General features: G+C 63.2%; 16 protein-coding genes. 11 read left to right on the top strand and 5 right to left on the bottom strand.

Features of this window, described 5'->3' with window-relative positions; translation table 11 throughout:
- Nucleotides 1-59 precede the first annotated feature (59 nt).
- On the top strand, nt 60-1361 hold the full coding sequence (locus tag ABG82_RS26515) for a flavin monoamine oxidase family protein (protein ID WP_043078340.1): 1302 nt from the start codon (nt 60-62) through the stop codon (nt 1359-1361).
- Here the strand turns inward: ABG82_RS26515 and ABG82_RS26510 are convergent.
- Nucleotides 1355-2617 carry a PucR family transcriptional regulator gene (locus ABG82_RS26510; RefSeq protein ID WP_043078341.1) on the bottom strand — a complete coding sequence of 421 codons (1263 nt, stop codon included), beginning with the start codon at nt 2615-2617 and terminating at the stop codon, nt 1355-1357. The two genes, ABG82_RS26515 and ABG82_RS26510, sit on opposite strands and share 7 nt — an antisense overlap.
- A gap of 89 nt (nt 2618-2706) precedes the next feature.
- Between ABG82_RS26510 and ABG82_RS26505 the strand changes: the two genes are divergently transcribed.
- Genes ABG82_RS26505 through ABG82_RS26475 form a run of 7 tightly spaced genes read left to right on the top strand, consistent with a single transcriptional unit; the run spans nt 2707 to nt 10954 of the window.
- Nucleotides 2707-4026 carry a saccharopine dehydrogenase family protein gene (locus tag ABG82_RS26505; protein ID WP_043078342.1) on the top strand — a complete coding sequence of 440 codons (1320 nt, stop codon included), beginning with the start codon at nt 2707-2709 and terminating at the stop codon, nt 4024-4026.
- A gap of 12 nt (nt 4027-4038) precedes the next feature.
- On the top strand, nt 4039-4776 hold the full coding sequence (locus ABG82_RS26500; RefSeq protein WP_043078343.1) for a hypothetical protein: 738 nt from the start codon (nt 4039-4041) through the stop codon (nt 4774-4776).
- A gap of 18 nt (nt 4777-4794) precedes the next feature.
- Nucleotides 4795-6105, top strand: a complete 1311-nt coding sequence (locus ABG82_RS26495; protein WP_078343422.1) for an NAD(P)/FAD-dependent oxidoreductase — start codon at nt 4795-4797, stop codon at nt 6103-6105.
- 33 nt (nt 6106-6138) lie between these two features.
- Complete coding sequence (locus ABG82_RS26490; protein ID WP_043078344.1) at nt 6139-7620, top strand: flavin-containing monooxygenase; 1482 nt, start codon at nt 6139-6141, stop codon at nt 7618-7620.
- A 12-nt stretch (nt 7621-7632) separates the two neighbouring features.
- Nucleotides 7633-8577 (top strand): alpha/beta hydrolase, encoded by a 945-nt coding sequence (locus tag ABG82_RS26485; protein ID WP_043078345.1) that lies wholly within the window; start codon nt 7633-7635, stop codon nt 8575-8577.
- Nucleotides 8574-9827: a saccharopine dehydrogenase family protein gene (locus ABG82_RS26480; protein WP_043078346.1), complete on the top strand. Its 1254-nt coding sequence runs from the start codon at nt 8574-8576 to the stop codon at nt 9825-9827. Before ABG82_RS26485 ends, ABG82_RS26480 begins: the two co-directional genes overlap by 4 nt.
- Before the next feature lie 20 nt (nt 9828-9847).
- Nucleotides 9848-10954: an NDMA-dependent alcohol dehydrogenase gene (locus tag ABG82_RS26475; RefSeq protein ID WP_043078347.1), complete on the top strand. Its 1107-nt coding sequence runs from the start codon at nt 9848-9850 to the stop codon at nt 10952-10954.
- 10 nt (nt 10955-10964) lie between these two features.
- On the opposite strand, the gene ABG82_RS26470 is transcribed toward ABG82_RS26475, so the two are convergent.
- Nucleotides 10965-11819 (bottom strand): LysR substrate-binding domain-containing protein, encoded by an 855-nt coding sequence (locus ABG82_RS26470; RefSeq protein ID WP_043078348.1) that lies wholly within the window; start codon nt 11817-11819, stop codon nt 10965-10967.
- Nucleotides 11820-11890: 71 nt separating this feature from the next.
- Here ABG82_RS26470 and ABG82_RS26465 point away from each other — a divergent pair, with 71 nt between their 5' ends.
- From ABG82_RS26465 to ABG82_RS28040, 3 genes are all read left to right on the top strand, one after another.
- Complete coding sequence (locus ABG82_RS26465) at nt 11891-12907, top strand: bile acid:sodium symporter family protein (protein ID WP_043078349.1); 1017 nt, start codon at nt 11891-11893, stop codon at nt 12905-12907.
- Between the two features lie 18 nt (nt 12908-12925).
- Nucleotides 12926-13690 (top strand): endonuclease VIII Nei2, encoded by a 765-nt coding sequence (gene nei2, locus ABG82_RS26460; protein ID WP_043078350.1) that lies wholly within the window; start codon nt 12926-12928, stop codon nt 13688-13690.
- A 94-nt stretch (nt 13691-13784) separates the two neighbouring features.
- Nucleotides 13785-14444: a restriction endonuclease gene (locus ABG82_RS28040; protein ID WP_043078351.1), complete on the top strand. Its 660-nt coding sequence runs from the start codon at nt 13785-13787 to the stop codon at nt 14442-14444.
- Here ABG82_RS28040 and ABG82_RS26455 read toward each other — a convergent pair.
- Genes ABG82_RS26455 through ABG82_RS26445 form a run of 3 tightly spaced genes read right to left on the bottom strand, consistent with a single transcriptional unit; the run spans nt 14365 to nt 18197 of the window.
- The gene (locus tag ABG82_RS26455) at nt 14365-15030 is read right to left on the bottom strand and encodes a DUF3159 domain-containing protein (RefSeq protein WP_043078352.1); all 666 of its coding nucleotides are present in this window, start codon (nt 15028-15030) and stop codon (nt 14365-14367) included. The two genes, ABG82_RS28040 and ABG82_RS26455, sit on opposite strands and share 80 nt — an antisense overlap.
- Nucleotides 15027-16895 carry a S9 family peptidase gene (locus ABG82_RS26450; RefSeq protein ID WP_043078353.1) on the bottom strand — a complete coding sequence of 623 codons (1869 nt, stop codon included), beginning with the start codon at nt 16893-16895 and terminating at the stop codon, nt 15027-15029. The genes ABG82_RS26455 and ABG82_RS26450 overlap by 4 nt, the downstream gene beginning before the upstream one ends.
- Before the next feature lie 48 nt (nt 16896-16943).
- A complete protein-coding gene (locus ABG82_RS26445; protein ID WP_043078354.1) occupies nt 16944-18197 on the bottom strand; it encodes a sodium:proton exchanger in 1254 nt (417 codons plus the stop codon).
- Nucleotides 18198-18416 lie beyond the last annotated feature (219 nt).

Here is an 18416-nt window from a genome sequence, read left to right as displayed (position 1 = left end):
AGTTAGAGTGGTCATGTGCCGCGCAGTGCGGTCCAACAAGGTCGACGAGGGAGAAGGCGATGGCTAGCAGCTATGACGTCGTGGTGATCGGGGCCGGCTTCGCCGGTGCCATCGCCGCGCGGGATCTCGGAACGCGCGGATATTCGGTGTTGCTTTTGGAGGGGCGTGACCGCGTCGGCGGGCGTACTTATACGGGCGAGGCCTTTGGCCGGCCCATTGAATTCGGCGGCACTTACCTGCACTGGACCTCGCCGAACGTCTGGCGTGAGCTACAGCACTACGGCCTCAAACTCGACTTTCCGCACCACATCGATACCGTGCACTGGCTGGCAGACGGGCGCGTGCACCACGGATCCGCTGAGGAGTTCGGGCAGGCCGCGGCCTCGGTGATGGCTCGCGTCGCGGCCGATGCGCGCCAGTGGTTTCCCGCCCCGTTCGAAGTGAATGCGGTGGATACCTCGCCGATCGAACAGCAGACAATGGCGCAACGGTTCGACTCGTCCGGTCTGTCCAGGTATGAGCGGGATGTGGTCGAAGGTGTGCTCGCTTCGCTTTCACACTCGTACGACGAGCAAGGCGTCGCGCAGCTGCTGCTGTTGGTCGCTGCCTACTGCGGGGACTGGGCGGGGTACTTCGAGAGCATCGGGTCTTGGCCGGTAGAGGGCGGGATCAAGCAGCTCTACGACGGCCTCATCTGTGAGTCGGGTGCCGAGGTGCGACTGAGCACGCCCGTCGCGGCGGTGCAGGACAACGGGATCTCGGTCACCGTGACCACTCGCGCCGGCGAGCGGATCGATGCCCGCACGGCGGTCGTCGCGCTGCCCCTCAACACCTTGGGCGATATCGCCTTCACCCCGGATGTCCCACTTGCCTCACGCACCATGATCGACCAGAAGAACCCGGTGCTGGCGTCGAAGATCTGGGTGCGGGCGAAGGGCGAGATCGAGCCGTTTCAGACCGTTGCGCCCATCGGTCAGAACCCGATCAACGTCGCGCGCTTCGATTCCTATCATGATGGCGACACCCTCATTATGTGTCTGTGCTCGGACGCGTCGGCCATCGACGCCGACGATCACGAGGGCGTGCAGCGCGCGCTAAGAGTCTTCGTCCCCGATATCGAGGTGGTCGACACTGCGAGCCACAACTGGGGCGCCGATGAGTTCTCCAAGGGTGGCTGGATCTGGCATCGGCCGGGGAACCTGACGGGTGGGGCCGCGCAGCTGCGCGCGGTGAGTGGCCGAGTTCGCTTCGCCGGCAGCGATATTGCCGGGCTGGGTGCTGGCGGTGTGGAAGGTGCATTGGAGACCGGAGCGGCGGCAGCTCGGGAGGTCGCCGGGGTATTGGCGGACGGTTCCTACTGATTCGGTGCGAGCACTCGCGGCCCCAGGTGCTGGGCGAGCTCAAGGGCGAGCCCCAGTGCCAGTCTTCGGTCCGCGGGTGGGAAGCCGAGTAGCTCGGTGGCGCGGGCAACGCGCTGCAGCACGGTGTTTCGATGCGTATGCAGCCGAGTTGCGGTGCGCGGCGCGTTGTCGGCCTCGTCGAGAAACACGCGCAGCGTCTCACGCAGACGCTCGGCGCCGGGGTTGTCCTCGGCGAGATTCCCAAGTGTCGACTGCACGAATTCCGTTGCGCGACTGATATCTGCAGTCGCGAGTGCGGTCACTTCCAGGTCGCGGTAGAGCCCGACGGAGGGTCCGTCGAGGTTTTCGGCGAGTAGTCGTTGCACGGTCAGCGCCTGGTCGTGTGACCGGCGGAACCCCGCGATCCCCCGCAGCGTGGAGCCCACGGCCACACGGATATTCGGTGCGATCTTGTCGGCTGGCTCGCGTAGCGCAGCGAGGTCCGGTTCGGCGTCACTGCCCAACCACGCCCAGAGTGCGGACGTTCCGACAGAGTGGGTGAGCGGCGGCCGCGCGCCTACCGCGCGGGCCAGGGCGGTGGCGGCCGATTCCAATGCGCCTTGTGCCTCGCCGCCCGGCCCCGACCACAGCACCAGCGCGGTGTGCCAGCGGCTGAGCTGGTATCCGAGCCGTTCACTGGCGCGGTCACTGTGAATGGGTGCGTCGTCCAGCACGAGTCGGATTGCCTCGGCCCGACGGGCAAGCGCGCCGCCCAGCATCTCCTCGCGTTCACGCTGGGTGGCGGCGATGACTTTGGTGAGTGCGTAGTCGATGTAATCGAACAGCCGTTCCGAGGACACGTGCAGTAGCTCCATCAGTACGGGTCCGGGGGGTGCAATCCGGGTTGCGTGCGCCATGAAATGGCGCCAGGCCACATTCTGCGCATACCGATACGACTGGAAGATCACGTCGAGGTCCAGTCCGCGGCGCGCAACGGTGTGGGCCACGTCGAGCATTTCGTGCGGCAGTTCGAATGATGCGGTTCGCAGTGTCCAGTTGGTATCGCGCCGGATGAACAGGCTGAGTAGTTGGCGCGCACCCGCGTGGTTGCTGGCTGACGTATCCGCTATCGCCGACGCATCGACGCCCAGCACCGGAGATAGTTCCACCTCCGCCGCGCTCATCTCGGCGACGAGAGCATCGAGGTCGGCGAGCATGACTTCGGCCACTTCGCCCATCAGCTCGATGACCTCGGGTGACGGTGGCCGGTTGCTCATGAGGAAAGTGTGCCACCGCACATATTCACAGACAAGATCTGGGCCGCCGACCATACCGCGGAGAGGCGCGCGGTTCGTACGCTCGGGCCATGGCTAGAGAGACCAAACGGATCGTCTTCATCGGGGCAGCGGGCGATATGTGCCGAGTCGCGATCGAACGATTCGCGCGGATCGCGGACGACGACGCGAACTGGAAGCTGCAGCTGTACGACATCCGGCCCGAGCCGTTGCATGCCCTGGTTGCCCAGCTCCCTGCGGGATCGGCGACGGTTGGCTCGCTTGACCTCTTCGATGAGGGCGCGTTGCGCGAGGTGATCGAAGGGGCAACCCTCGTCGTGCTGGGCGCTGGACCGTACATCCGCACCGCGGAGCCCGTCATGGAAGCCTGCATCGAGAAGCGGGTGCCCTATCTGGATCTCGACGACGACGAGGCCAGCACGCGGGCGGCGATGGAACTCGACGTGCAGGCCAGGCAGGCCGGGGTACCGATCTTCGTGGGATGCGGGGCCTCACCCGGCCTGACGAATGTCATGGCGGCCGATGCGTTGCGTGATATGGACACCGTCGAGCGAATCGACGTGTGCTGGGTGACCGGTGACGAGGGACCCGTGGCCTTCGGACGTGCGGTGCTCGATCACGCGATTCGGGGTTTCGCCGGGCCGTGCCAGACCTGGGAGCACGGGCGTGTGGTCACTCACCAGACCTTCCTGGAGACGGATGTCTTCGACATCGGCAATTCCTTTGGTGACGGCTATCGGTTCTACGAGTGTGCGCACCCGGAGGCGGTGACGATGCCTCGGCGCTGGCCGGGCGTCGATCGCATTCGAGTGTTGGGTGCTCTCGATCCGCCTCCGATTAACGGGATCATGCGAGGTATCGCGGTTGCGGTGCAGCACAACAAGATTGAAATGAGCGAGGCAATCGACTTCGTCAACGACGTGATGACAGACCAAACCGGTTCCCTCAAGGTCTGGAGGCACGCGTTGGCGGGGCTTTGGGGCACTATTCGGCGCGGCGAGATCCGCGTGACCGAGGTGCTCAAGTATCTGGCGACCGCGGCCGCGAAGAAGCATCCCGAATATCGCGGGACCAACTACGTGCGGGTGACCGGCACGCGTGACGGGGAGAAGGTGGTTTCGGTCCGGCGACTAGCGGTGAGCGGACCGGGTACGGCCTGGACCAGCATGGCAGCCGGAACCGGCTCGGCGACAGCGGCATTCATGGCCTTGGCGGTTGACGAGATCGGTGGGCTCTCGGGTGTCTTATCTCCGGAGGACTGGGCCGATCCGGAGCGGTTCTACGCGACGCTGGCCGCCACGAGTGGCTCGAAACCACATGAGGTCATCGAGGCCATCGTCTCGCCGAGCTCCGCGGTTACCGCGCGCCGGCTCAGCGACGTCCACCAATAGGCAGGGAGTCCGATGGATATCAGAGGCGCACTGTTCGCGCTCGCCGACCTGTTCATGGTGTACGCGGGATTTACCTACGGGTGGAAGTTCATCCGCAACTACAAGAACTATCTACTCGGTCTGGAATGGATCATCGTCGCTACATCGGGAACCAACTTCCTGATGTATGGCCTGCTGGGCCTGCGCCCGGACAGCACGAGTTTCCACATCGCGATCTTCTTCGACGCGTTCTCCAGGTCGGTGGGCATCACGGTGATCCTTGTGCTGGGACTGATGGTCGTCACCCATGGGTACAAGCCTTCGCGCGCAGTCGATATCGGCGTCTTTGCGCTGGCCGGGTTGGTCGGGCTGGGGCTGACCGAGTACGCACTGCGGACCATGGACCCCGCCACCCACCACGTCGGGCTCACGGGCGCGCTCTTTCTTGTTGCGATGAACCTTCTCACCACGGTCTTCTTGCTGTATTTCGCCGCTCGGCTGTGGAACGTCGGTGAGCGGATCCAGGCGGTGCGCGTCGTGATCGTCACCTTCATGGGCTTCGCCGTCGCGGTGACATACGACTTCTACGACATACCCGGTGACGACGCGAACCGGACCCTCTTCTACATCGCGGCCCTCACGACGTGGGGACTACAGATGATCGTCTACCACAACGCCTACCGCGCGCTGCATAACCACAACCGGCGACCAGTTCCGCTGTCGCCGTTGACCATAGATCAAACGGTGGGCCAAACACATCGCAGTACCTGAGTAGGAAAGGAGCCTGAGATGGCTGGCATGGAGTATCTATTCGACACGGGCTGGGTGCCACGACCGGACAACACGGCCGCCGCACTGGAGGGCGAGACCCGTTGTGATGTCGCGATTGTCGGCGGCGGGTTGGGCGGAATGGCGGCTGGGCTACGGCTGGCTGAGCGAGGCGCCGACGTCATTGTGTTGGAAGCTGGGATCTGCGGCTGGGGATCGAGCTCACGCAACGGCGGGCACCTGTCCGATGCTCTGGGTGGCGATCCGCGCTTGTTGAAGTTGTTGCATCCGCGTCGGCTGCCGAGCATTGTCCGCTTTGGCGAAGGAGCCTTGGAATATGTCGATGGCCTGATCGAGCGTCTGGGCATCGAGTGTGACTACCAGCGCACCGGCAACGTGGCGATGGTCAGCTCATCGGAGCGCGAGGTCCGCAGCGCCAAGAAGGCCGCCGAGATCCTGCGGGCCGCCGGTTCGAAAGCCGAATACGTGGACGGCCGAGAATTCGGCCTGCCGCACGGATTCTTGGGAGGCGTGCTGGAACCGGGCGGCGGTCTGGTCAATCCCGGCAAGTACACCCTCGGGGTGCGGCAGGCGCTTTTGAATTCCGGCGCAACGGTTTACGAGCACACGCCGGTGCTCTCGGTGCAGTCCAGCGGTGCCGGCCTTGTCGTCGGTGTCCCCCACGGTCAGATTCGCGCCGGGCGGGTTCTGTTGGCGACCAACGCCTATTCTCAAGATCTGCCCTTTGCCCCGCCCCGTCTTGCCACACCCCTGTGGGTATCGGTAGCCGAGACAGAGCCCATCGATCCCGAGCGCATTGCGGATACCGGCTGGACCAGCGGTGCTGGGTTCACCACCAACAGCAGTGTGGTATCCAACTTCCGGCCAACCCCTCACAACACCATCGTGTTCGGCACTCGACAGGTGCAGTCCGCGCAGGGACCGGTGGGAGTGCGCGCACCTGAACCGGAGATCGTGAAGGACCTGCTGCGCGGATTCCGCGACCGGTTCCCTTCGCTACGTGATATCGCGCCGCGGCGCACCTGGGGCGGCTGGGTTGCCATGACCCCGTCGTTCCTGCCCGTCGCGGGGCAGTCCGATCCGCGCATTCTGTACGCCCTGGGCTGCAACGGTTACGGATTGACGCAAGCGCCGTACCTGGGTTCGTTGCTGGCCGATCGTCTTATCGATGGTAGGTCGCCTGAGGATTTGGAAGCGGTCTGGACAAATCGAACCTGGTTTCCCCCGAACCTGCCATACAGCCCCCTGGCAGTACGCGCCCTTTGGGCAGCCGACAGAGTGTCCGATCAACTCAGCCGCCGCGGCTACTAATAGCCGTTGTCATTCTTCCCGGGGAACAAGTAAATGACCACCATTCAACAGGTCGATGTGCTGATCGTCGGCGCCGGAATCTCGGGCATCGGGGCGGCCTATCACCTCAAGACTCATCGACCGGGAGATTCCTTCGTAGTGCTAGACGCTCAGGATGCAATCGGTGGCACGTGGAACTTGTTTCAATATCCGGGAATCCGGTCGGATTCGGACATGCCCACCTTCGGCTACGGGTTCCGGCCATGGACACACCGGCAGGCCATCGCCGATGGGCATCTGATTCTGGACTACCTGCGGCAAGTTGTCACCGATAGCGCGCTGGCACCGCACATTCGTTTCGGTCGTCGGGTGTTGAGCGCCGAGTTCGACTCGAATAGCGGTCGGTGGGTGGCGACAGCACAGCACACCGGCACCGGGGAGGTGGAGCGGTTCTCCGCGCGATTTCTGTTCTCGGGCACCGGGTATTACGACTACGACGCCGGGTACACCCCCGAGTTCAAGGGTGAGGAAAACTTCCGTGGCGATGTCATTCATCCGCAGCATTGGCCGACAGGCCTGGACTACTCGGGTAAGCGTGTCATCGTGATAGGTAGTGGCGCTACGGCTGTCACTTTGATCCCGGCAATGTCAGGTGCCGCTGCGCATGTCACGATGCTGCAGCGCTCGCCCAGCTATGTGGCGTCGATCCCGGCGTCGGATCCCTTCGCCAACGTCGCCAACAGACTGCTGGGACACGGTCGCGCCCACCGGGTGATCCGCCGCAAGAACATTGCGCTGAGCCGCGGGGTCTACAAGGCGTGTGTACGGGCTCCTTGGCTGATGCGAAAGCTGTTGATCGCCAATGTGCGCCGGCAGCTTCCCAAGGGTTTCGACGTCGACACTCATTTCTCGCCCCGCTATAGCCCGTGGGAGCAACGCCTGTGCATGGTGCCCGACGGCGATCTGTTCAAGTCGATCTCGTCGGGTAGGGCTTCGGTGGTCACCGACCGAATCGAGCGATTCACCGAGCGAGGGATCCTGCTGAAGTCGGGCCAGGAGCTGATCGCCGATATCATCGTCACCGCAACCGGGCTGAACATGTCCCCGATGGGCAAGGTCCGCTACGCCGTGGACGAATCGCCGGTAAATCTGGCTGATACAACGACTTTCAAGTCCATGATGCTGTCCGGTGTGCCGAACTTCGTGTTCGCGGCCGGGTATACGAACCTATCGTGGACTCTTAAGGTTGATCTCGTCTGCGAACACTTCTGCAGATTGCTTGACCACATGGACTGTCATGGATACGGGGTTGTGACTCCTGTGCTGGATGGCCGGCCGATAGGTCGTGGACCGTTCATGGATCTGAGCGCGGGTTATGTCCAACGCGGGATCGCGCAGTTCCCCAAGGCCGGGGACCGCGGCCCATGGACCGTGGCACACGCGTATGAGAGCGATGTTGAGCGGCTACGACATGGGCCCATTGAAGACGTCGCCCTGCGATTTGCGCCCGTGACGTCAGCCCAACCACAGCCCTGATCGGAGATCGAAATGTTGAGAGAACTGAATTTCACCAGCCACGGCACACGCTGTGCTGCATGGCATGTCGGCGCCGAGAGCGATTCTTTAACCAGCGCGAGGGGCAGGCCCTGTGTGGTCATGGCGCACGGATTCTCAGGCACCCGCGACACTGGGCTACTCGGATATGCCGAGGCATTTGCCGAGGCGGGAATGGATGTGCTCGTCATCGACTACCGGGGTTTTGGTGAGTCCGACGGTGAAATCCGCCAGGATATTTCGTACCGCCGCCAACGGCAGGACTATCACGCCGCCATCGGGGCGGCGCGGCACCTGCCCGGTGTGGATGCAGAGCGTGTTGTGCTGTGGGGCATCTCGTACTCGGCCGGTCATGTCGTTGCCGTTGCGGCACAAGATAAACGAATTGCGGCCGTGGTATCGCTCACCCCAGCGACGGACGGTCTCGTGACCCTCGCGCAGCTGGTACGGGACGCTGGCATCGGCCGGTTAGTCCGGCTTGCCGGGCACGGTCTGTTAGATGTTGTTCGGGTGGTCGCTGGTCGTTCACCGCATCACCTCGCCGTCGTGGGGCAACCGGGGTCAACATCATTGATGAATATTCCGGGGGCCGAGGAGATCTATACGTCATTGGGAGGGCCGACGTGGCGCAACGAGGTGCGCGCACGGGTGGCACTGGAGGTCGGGCTGAACCGACCTACCCGATACGCGGGGCATTTGGCGTGCCCGGTCCTGTTCCAGATCGGCGCCAACGACAGGGTGGCGCCTCCGCGCGCCGCACGCCGCACCGCGCGGAAGGCGGGTCCCTGGGCGCGGGTGCGTGAATATCCGGTCGACCATTTCGATGTCTATGACGGACCGTGGCTCCGGTCCGTGCTCGACGACCAGCTGGAGTTCCTTGCGGGTGTTCTGACGCCCGGGCGGATAGACAGTGACTACGCAAAGGGAGTGGGGCGATGAGCGCGCAACGAGTCGTCTTCATCGGCGCAGCGGGCGAGATGTGCCGGTTGGCCATCGAGCGGTTCGCGGTCGCCGACGGAGAGCGAGAGCTCGCCTTATATGACATTAGACCCGAATTACTCGACACATTGGTCCGGAAGCTTCCTGCCGGACGCGCGACGGCACAGCGGCTCGACCTGTATGACGTCGAGGCGCTGCGTGCGGCAGTCGGCGGAGCTGCCCTCGTGGTGCTCGGTGCTGGGCCGTACAACCGCACCGCTGAGCCCGTCATGAACGCGTGTCTGGAGGCCGGGGTGCCGTACCTCGACTTCGACGACGATATCGAGAGCACCTTGCACGCACTGTCTTTGCACGACCGGGCCAGATCGGCCGGTGTGCCCATGTACGTCGGGTGCGGCGCTTCGCCCGGGATCACTAATGTCCTCGCCGCCGACGCTGCAAGCGAGCTGGACAGTGTCGAGAACATCGACGTGTACTGGGTTGTCGGCGACGAGCGCGGCTCGATTGGGCGCGCGGTTCTCGACCATATGCTGCGCGTCGCAGCGGGTCCGTGCATGACGTGGCAGAACGGCGGGCCGGTGATGCGCCAGTCCTGGGAGGAGACCCGCTGGACCGACCTGGGTGGTGGGCTGGGGCTCACCATGGTGCACGAGACCGCCCACCCGGAACCGGTAACCCTGCCGCGTAAGTATCCGAACGCCAGCAACATCCGCTGTTTTGGCGGTCTAGACCCCGCGCCCTACAACGGCATGGTCCGCGGCGTCGCGCTGGCCGTGCAGAAGGGGCAGATGCCGGTGGAGGAGGCGATCAACTTCCTTGAGGCGCTATTGACTGGCAAGCTGGGCAGCTTGACTGGATGGCGTCACGCCCTATCGGGCATGCGTGATCTGGTGCGCACCGGGGAAGCGACCCGCTCCGAGCTGATCAGGTTCCTTGCCCTATCGGCCGTTGGTCATGTGTTCCCCTACAAGTCCGGACTCAAGGTCGAGGTGACGGGCCTGCGAGACGGGATACCCACGGTGGCCAGCCGCCGCACCTCGGTGGCCGGTCCGGACACCTATCTGTTCACCGATATGGCTGCGGCGACCGGCACGGCATGTGCCGCGTTCATGGTCGTAGCGCTCGACGGCGGATCGGACGTTCGTGCCGGAGTTTTCACGCCCGAGGAGTGGGTCGAGCCGCGGGCCTTCTACAGGGCGCTGGAACGGGTCGGGGTGCCGAGCCAAGAGTTGCCAGCCGCAGTCCATTAGCCGAGTCAAGGGAGAAATTTGTGAAGACAACCGCCGCAGTGCTTTTGGAAGCCGGAAAGCCTTTCGAGCTCATGGAGCTCGACCTAGACGGCCCAGGCGAAGGCGAGGTTCTCATCAACTACACCGTTGCCGGACTGTGTCATTCGGATCTACACCTCACCGACGGAGACCTGCTGCCCCGTTATCCGATCATCGGCGGACACGAAGGCGCGGGCATCATCGAGGAAGTTGGTCCCGGAGTCACCAAGGTCAAGCCCGGTGACCACGTGGTCTGTAGCTTCATCCCGAGTTGCGGGTATTGCCGCTACTGCTCGACGGGGCGGCAGAGCCTCTGCGATATGGGAGCGACCATCCTGGAAGGCTGCATGCCCGACGGTACCTTCCGATTCCACGGCGCGGGAATCGATTTCGGACAGATGTGTATGTTGGGTACTTTCGCTCAGCGCGCTACCATCTCGCAATATTCGGTCGTCAAGATCGATGACTGGATTCCGTTGGAGACGGCGGTGCTCGTCGGATGTGGCGTACCGACAGGGTGGGGCAGCGCCACCTATGCCGGTGAGGTACGACCCGGAGACATCACGGTGGTGTATGGGATTGGCGGAATCGGCATCAACGCCGTGCAAGGAGCGGCACAGGCCGGCGCCAAGTACATCGTGGCCGTCGATCCGGTGCCATTCAAACGGGACATGGCTTCCAAATTCGGTGCCACGCATGCCTTCGCAACCGCGGAAGAGGCAGCCGAGAAGCTCAACGAACTGTCCTGGGGGCAGGGCGCGGACCAGGCCATCATCACCGTCGGTGTGGTGGATGAGGAGGTTGTCACCGCCGCATTCAACGCTGTCGGCAAGGGCGGCACGGTAGTGGTGACTGGGCTGGCGGACCCGGCGAAGCTGACCGTGCATGTATCGGGGATGGAGATGGTGCTCTTCGGCAAGACCATCAAAGGGACTCTTTTTGGTTCCGCCAACCCGCAGTACGACATCGTGCGGTTGCTTCGTCTCTACGACACGGGCCAGCTACAGCTAGACGAGCTGGTAACCGCCAGATACCGCCTGGAGGACATCAACCAGGGTTACCAGGATCTGCGGGATGGCAAGAACATTCGCGGAGTGATCGTTCACTGAGTAGTTGACGTCAGCGGTGCAGCCTATGCGTGCTCGCGATAATCGAGTCGCACAGTGCCTGTTCGGGTTCGGACAAGACGCTGCGGCGGCGCAACAGCACGAACTCCAGCTCGCCCAGATCGGGCAGGCTGTCATCGCTGACTTTGACCAGGCCCGCCGGTAGGAGTGATTCGGCATGGGAGATCACGCCCATGCCGGCCAGGGCCGCAGCCCGCAGGCCCAGCTGACTGTCGCTGACACAGGCGATGCGCCAGGTGCGTCCCTCGCGTTCGAGGGCGCGCAGCGCCGCGTGCCGGGTCAGGCTGGGCGGGGGATAGGTGACGATGGGAACCGGATCGCGGACGTCCTGGGTGTTGGGCCTTCCGGCCCACACCAGCTTGTCACGCCAGAGCAGCTCACCATGCGTCTCGCCCGGCAGCCGCTTGGCCACCATGAGGTCTAGTTCGCCCGCGGTCATCCGGGTCTTGAGGTACTCGCTGAGTCCGACGACAAGCTCTAGATCCACGCCAGGGTGGGAGTTCTGGAACTCCACAAGAACATCGGGCAGCTCGCGAGCTACCAGGTCATCGGAGGCCCCGAGCCGGATCAGGCCGGTCAGCTCGGAACTCGCAAAGTAGCGATCGGCCTGTGCCTGGGCGTCGAGTATCGAACGGGCGAAGCCCACCATGGCAGCGCCGTCCGCGGTCAATGCCAGATTTCGGGTGTCGCGGCGGAACAGCTCACGTCCGACGGACTGTTCAAGTCGGGCGATGTGTCCGCTCACGGTCGACTGCCGCAGCCCGAGAATCCGCCCCGCCGCGGTAAAACCGCCTGCGCGTTCAACTGTCAGAAAAGTTCTCAACAACTCTGGGTCCAACACCTCCATCACGATACGCGTTCATAGATATCGTTTCTATCGGCTTTTATAATCAGTGCTTGTCCTCGTACGGTGGCATAGTGAGATGGCTGGCCAAACTCCGTATTGACGGGTTCTTGTTGGGGCTGTTCGCCGCGATGGGAATCGGACTGCTGCTCCCCGCGCGCGGCGACGCAGCCGATGTTCTCGATTGGGCGACCAAGATCGCCATCGCCGTGCTGTTCTTCCTTTACGGAACACGACTTGAACCGCGCGAGGCACTCGAGGGACTCAAACATTGGCGCCTGCACACCACGGTACTGGCCGCGACCTATGTGCTTTTCCCCGTTCTCGGCCTGGCGATGCGGCTATTGGTGCCCTCGGTGTTGACCGACGACCTCTACACGGGAGTGCTGTACCTATGCCTGCTGCCCTCGACGGTGCAATCCTCGATCGCCTTCACCTCCATTGCCCGCGGCAATGTCGCTGCCGCAGTGGTGAGTGCGTCGGTCTCGAACATGTTGGGTGTCTTCATGACTCCCTTGCTGGTGATGCTGCTCATGCAGACGACCGGCGAAGCGACGGTGTCGCCCACGGCGATCTTGGAGATCGTGGTGCAGCTGCTGTTGCCCTTTGTCGCCGGTCAGGTGTTGCGGCCCAAGCTGTATCGGGTGCTGTCTCACACCGTGCTCACCAAGGTCGTCGATCGGGGCTCCGTTTACCTGGTTGTCTATGCGGCATTCAGCGCGGGAATGGTCGAACATGTCTGGCAGGGGCTGCAGGTATCCCGGCTGCTGGCGGTCGTCGCGGTCAGCATCGTGCTGCTGGCGGTGGTGTTGGGTATCACCGCAGGTGTGGCTCGCTTGTTGCGGTTCGACAGGGCGGACCGCATTGTCGTGATCTTCTGCGGTTCCAAGAAGAGTCTGGCGACCGGGCTGCCGATGGCCACGGTGCTCTTCGCCGGGCATCCGGTGGGCCTGATCGTGCTGCCATTAATGATCTTTCACCAGATCCAATTGATCACCTGCGCAGCGCTGGCTGGGCGGTGGGGCAGGGCCGCTGAGATTGCGGATGCGGCGAGTGTAGAAAGTGAGACGGTCTCTGTCAGTGATCGCTAGTGCGAGGAGGGTGCTGGAATGCCTGAAGGAGATACTGTCTTCCGCACGGCACAGCGCCTGGCCGATGCACTGACGGGTCGAGTACTCACCGGCTGCGATATCCGCGTTCCGCGTTTCGCCACGGTCGATTTGAGTGGCGAGAGTGTCGACGGTGTGGTCGCACGCGGCAAGCATCTATTCATTCGCGCCGGCTGGGCCAGCATTCACTCGCATCTGAAAATGGACGGGAGCTGGCGGATTACGTCCGCGCGGCAGGCCATACCGAGCTGGGACCATCGAGTCAGGGCGATACTCACGACCGATGACTTCGTGGCAATCGGAACCAGCCTGGGCATCTTGGATGTCGTCCAGCGGGGTCGGGAATCCGATGTTGTGGGGCATTTGGGCCCGGATCTGCTTGGGGCAGATTGGGATCCAGATTTGGCAGTCGAACGGTTGATCGCGCGATCAGATGATGCGCTGAGCGCGGTACTTCTTGACCAGATGGTGATGGCCGGCATAGGCAATGTGTACTGCAACGAACTGTGTTTTTTGGCCGGCCTGCTGCCGACCGCGCCGGTACGGGATCTGGCAGACCCCGCCGGTCTCGTCGAGTGCGCACACACGTTGCTGCACGCGAACAAGGACAATCACCGCAGGACCACCACTGGTGACCGTCGGCCAGGCCGCGAGTTATGGGTGTACGGACGACACGGAAGGCCGTGCCGCCGTTGCGGAACCCTGATCGCCCGACATCAGGGACCATCGCGCGTCGCATATTGGTGTCCCAGCTGCCAACGATGACCCGGCGTCACGCACGGCGAGCCGCCCGATGTCAGAGGGCTGGCTTAAAGTTCACGCAATGATGCTGCAGCGTTTCAGGCGGAGGGCGGCTCGTATGCGTCGTCGCCTGTCGCGTGCATTTGTCGCGCTGATTGTGGTGGTGCTGGCGGGTCCGGTCATCGCGCTGATCATGTGGCCCGGGGTCCTGGTGTACCGAAACATGGGAGACCCAGTGCTTGCCGCGTTGGCCCAGGCGGCGTACCTCGCCTTGCCGTACGCCATCTACCTGGTCCTGCGTGGAGTTGGGTGGGGCCTGCGGTGGCTTGGTGACACGATGCGGCGACACCGGTATGAAGCCCAGTTGCTAAGGTACGCAAAACTATCCGGACTCTCCGAGATCGACGAGTTGTCCGGTATCGATTTTGAGACATTCGTGGCGGCCCGCCTGCAAGGTGCCGGATGGCATATCGAGACTACCCCGGCATCCAATGATTACGGTGTCGACCTGATAGCCACGAATCGGCGCGATGTTGTTGCCGTGCAATGCAAGCGCTATTCAAAAACGGTAGGTGTGCGGGCCGTGCAAGAGGTTGTCGCGGGCGCGCGGCACTACGCCTGCACCCGCGCCATGGTGGTCAGCAATCAGGATTTCACCCGTCAGGCTCAAGCACTTGCCGCAAGCAGCAGGTGTGAGCTCATTGGCCGGGATCGGTTGCCGCGCTGGCTAAATCAGGGTGAAGCATCCGTCTTTTCGAGCGCCGCACCGCCCAGATGACCACCAACAGGGCTACCCCGAACAGCGGGTAACCCATCGCGATGCGAGCCACGGCTAGCCAGCCGACCGAGTCTTGGGTGTACAGCCACTCCTGCACAACAAATCGGGATGCGAACACCACGGCCAGTGCCAGCGTCGCCACCGAGAAGGCGAATCGAGACGGTTTGTCCTTGCGCCAGTGCTGCCCGGTGCCGGTGAAACCGTGCCAGATCACCCCCGCGAGTGGCCAGCCCAGCATCACCGACATCACGAAGACGATCGCGGCGATGAGGTTGGTCCAGATGCCCATGAGGAAAAAGCCCTTGGCGGAGCCGATCTGGTAGGCGATTGCGACCGATATCGCGACGCCGAACAACGCGGAGATCGCCGGTTGCAGTGGTTGGTTGCGTAGCCATCGCCAAGCCGCGATGGCCGCCGCAGTGGCAACGGATACCCATATTGCACCGGCCAAGCCAAAAGTGCTGTTACCCAGAGCAAATGTAAGGCTTGGCAGACCGGCGTAGATGATTCCGGGCACACCACCGGCCTGTTCTAGTGGCGTGAGCTTCCGTTCGGGGCTCTCGGGCAGTTCGGACACCTCGGTCACGAGGCCTGCCGTCCACCCAGATGTTGGGCCAGGAATCGCTCTGTCGCATGGAACAGGTCGATTTGGTTCTCCGGGTTCACGAATCCATGCCCCTCGTCCTCCTTCACCATGTAGTCGACCTCGACACCGCGGGCACGCAGCGCCGCCACGATGTTGTCGGACTCGGCCTGTACCACACGAACATCGTTGGCGCCCTGCGCAACCAGCAACGGCGTACGGATCTGGTCCACCCGGCTGATGGGCGACCGGGCGAGCATGTCGGCTTCCTGTTCCGGCACGGCGGGATCGCCGACATAGCGATACCAGTTATTGGCCAGATGCGGCCGCACGAACGGCGGAAGGCTACGCATGAAGTTCGCGAGATTCGAGATGCCCACGTAGTCGATGGCGGCTGCGAAGACATCTGGCGTAAATGTGACCCCGACCAGTGCGGAGTACCCACCGTAGGAGCCGCCGAATATCGCTACCCGGCTGGGGTCCGCGTATCCGTGCTTGACCGTCCAGTCGACGGCATCGATCAGGTCGTCGTGCATCTTGCCCGCGAATTCTCCGATCGCGGCTTTGGTGAAGGTCTTTCCGTAGCCGGTGGATCCGCGGAAGTTGACCTGTAGCACCGCATATCCCCGGTTCGCCAGGAATTGCACCGCTGGATCGAAGCCCCAGCTGTCGCGATGCCATGGGCCGCCGTGGACCACGAGCACCAGCGGGAGCCCGGTGGGCTCGACGCCGACAGGCAGCGTCAGGTACGAAGGCAAGTTCAAGCCATCGCGTGAGGCGATGGTCACGGGAGTCATGGGCGCCAGACTCGCTGGATCCAGGTGGGGATAGGGGCGGAAGAGCTGCCGGCTCTCGCCTGTCGCGTGGTCGTAGAAGTACGTGACACCGGGATCTCGGTCGTGCGTGAAACTGACCACCCAGCGTCGGCCGTTCTCGTCGGACGAGACTTCCGCCAGGTCGCCATCCGAGAGTTCCTGGAGCTTCTCGAGCACCGGAGCGAAATCCGGATCGAGGACGTGGATTTCCTGCCGCTCGCCAAGGTATCGAACGGCCAGCAGCTCGCCGGTTTTCCGATGCCGGATGAGGGTCGATGCCAGGCCGAGCGCGGCCGACAGATCCAAGGTCGGATGGCTGTCGACCTCGGACTCCGCGCCGGTGCTCAGGTCCAGGCGGACTAGACGTGTGCGGTCGGTGTCCTGGCAGGAACCCAGCCACAGTGCGGTGCCGTCCGGTGTCATCTGGGTCGGATGCATGCCGACGGGGTAGTCCGCGCCGTTGTACACGCACAGAGACTCCAGCCTCCCAGACTTGTAGTGGGAGAACTCGATATCGCCTGCTGGCGTCAGCGATTGCGCGAACACATCATGGTGGGGACTACAGAACCAGCCCATGACACCGCCGGGATTCTCGGCAAGCATGGTCAACTCACCCGAAGCGACGTCCAGTTCGTACAGGTCGACGTGGTCGATCCTGCGGTGGTTCAGTTGTACGTACACCTTGTCGGGGCGGCCGTGTGGCCGTTCCAGGCCGAGCAATCTGACTCCCGGAAACGGCGTCAGGTCCACCGCGGGCGCCTCGGGGTCGTTCAGGTCCACGCGGTACAGGTGCCAGTTCTCGTCGCCTCCCGAGTCCTGCACGTAGAGCAGCCAGCGCGGATCATCGGCCCAGAAAAAGCCAGTCACGCTGCGGATTTCGTCGCATGTGACACACCGGGCTTCTTCTGAATCAACTCGCTGAATCCACACATTGAGGCGGTTCTTCCGCGGAGCCAGGTACGCGATCGTGGTGCCGTCCGGTGAAATCGACGCGGAGGTACGGACGGGTGGTTCGAAGAACTCTTCGACGGTGATGAGCTTGGGCAGCCCCATGTGCTTGTTCCTCTCAGTGTCGGCGTGACACCAGGAGAAACTATGCCGCTACGGCACAGTCAACTGCAGTGTCGCTGACCTGCTGAAGGGTGCCCGAATCGTCGCAATAATGTGGCGGCGGTTGACGATCAAACCCGCGATCGCCAGCACGCCGTACACGCCGCACAGGATCAGCCGACCATGGGTCGAGGTGATGGGGAACTGGATCACGAACAATGCCAGCAGCGCCCATGCGGTCGCGCGGTGGAACCGCAAGGCAAGGATCAAGGCCACGCCCATCATGGTTTGCGTTGCGGTCAGCAAGGTTTCTTCAACTTGTCGGGCATCCAGGACCAAGGAGAACCCACCACCACCAGCGAGGTGGGCGATGGGCAGCGACCCGATGAGCAGGGTCCATTGGTTGACCTTGGACGAAATCAGCGTCGCGATGGCTGCGGTGCCCTTACCCCGGGCGGCGAAAATCGCGGCGATGATGAACTCGGGTGCCTCAGAGGCCAGTGGGGCGAGCCACTGCACCAGCAGGAACTGGTCGACACCCAATTGTGTTCCGGCACTTACCAGACTGTTGGCAAAGGGCTCGGCGCACAGGAGGATGACCGACGCGGCGAGGACGAACATCGTGATGACCGTGCTGCGGCGCATGTGCTTGGGCAGCATGCCGATTGCTGCGGCAGTGCCCACCAGGTCCGGCTCTTCGGCCTCGCCCCGGCTGATGGTGAACAGATAGAACCCGAACCATGCGAGCAGAGCCATGCCGAGCACGAGGTGAATCTGGCCACTCGCCGGGATCACGAACGCCACCACGCCGGCCACCAACAAGAAGCCGAGTTCGATCCGGTTGGACGGCTCCAGTGTGAGCAGATTGGTCGGACGGCCGGACATCTTGCGTGCCACGGTAAGGGCGATGAGAACCACCGCAGGCCATCCGAGGCCCATCAACAGACGGTTCGATCCGGTCATGTTCGCAGCCGCGAACTGGGTGTACTCGGGAGCTTGACCGGAAATGTAGGCGTAGTAGAGATCGACGGCATATTCGGGCAGTACCGCGATCAAGGCAAGTACCGCGATGGCCAGGCCGCCGGAGACATCGATCTGCGCGGCCTCGGCGGCCCATGCCAAAACGAAACTGGCGGCCACGACAGCGGCGCCGTAGGTGACGAGTGCGACCACAGGGCTGGGGTGTAGTCCGCCGATGCGTGTGATCAGTGCGGGGGCCATGAACAACGCGGTGATGCACACAGAGCGGAGCAGTTGACGCCTGAGTCCACGGACTACGGCGGGCGTATTCACGGTGGTCTGCACGGCATCCTCTCTCGGTTCTGGCGGACACATGGCTGATTCCGGCCTCTCGGGTCGCAGACAAAAGCTAGCACCGCCGCGCCCGCTCAGCAACAGATTGATATCCCTGTGTAATGCGCTTGATATAGGAAACTAGCCAGCTAGTAGCCTCCTTTATTGTTTGTTCGGGTACCCTAATGTGAATGTGTGGCAAACCAGATCGAGGTTGGTGGCGAAGAGTCG

The organism is Mycobacteroides immunogenum (assembly GCF_001605725.1).
Taxonomy (GTDB): domain Bacteria; phylum Actinomycetota; class Actinomycetes; order Mycobacteriales; family Mycobacteriaceae; genus Mycobacterium; species Mycobacterium immunogenum.
Note: the sequence above shows the minus strand (reverse complement) of the source record. Positions and strands in the feature narration are given on the sequence as shown.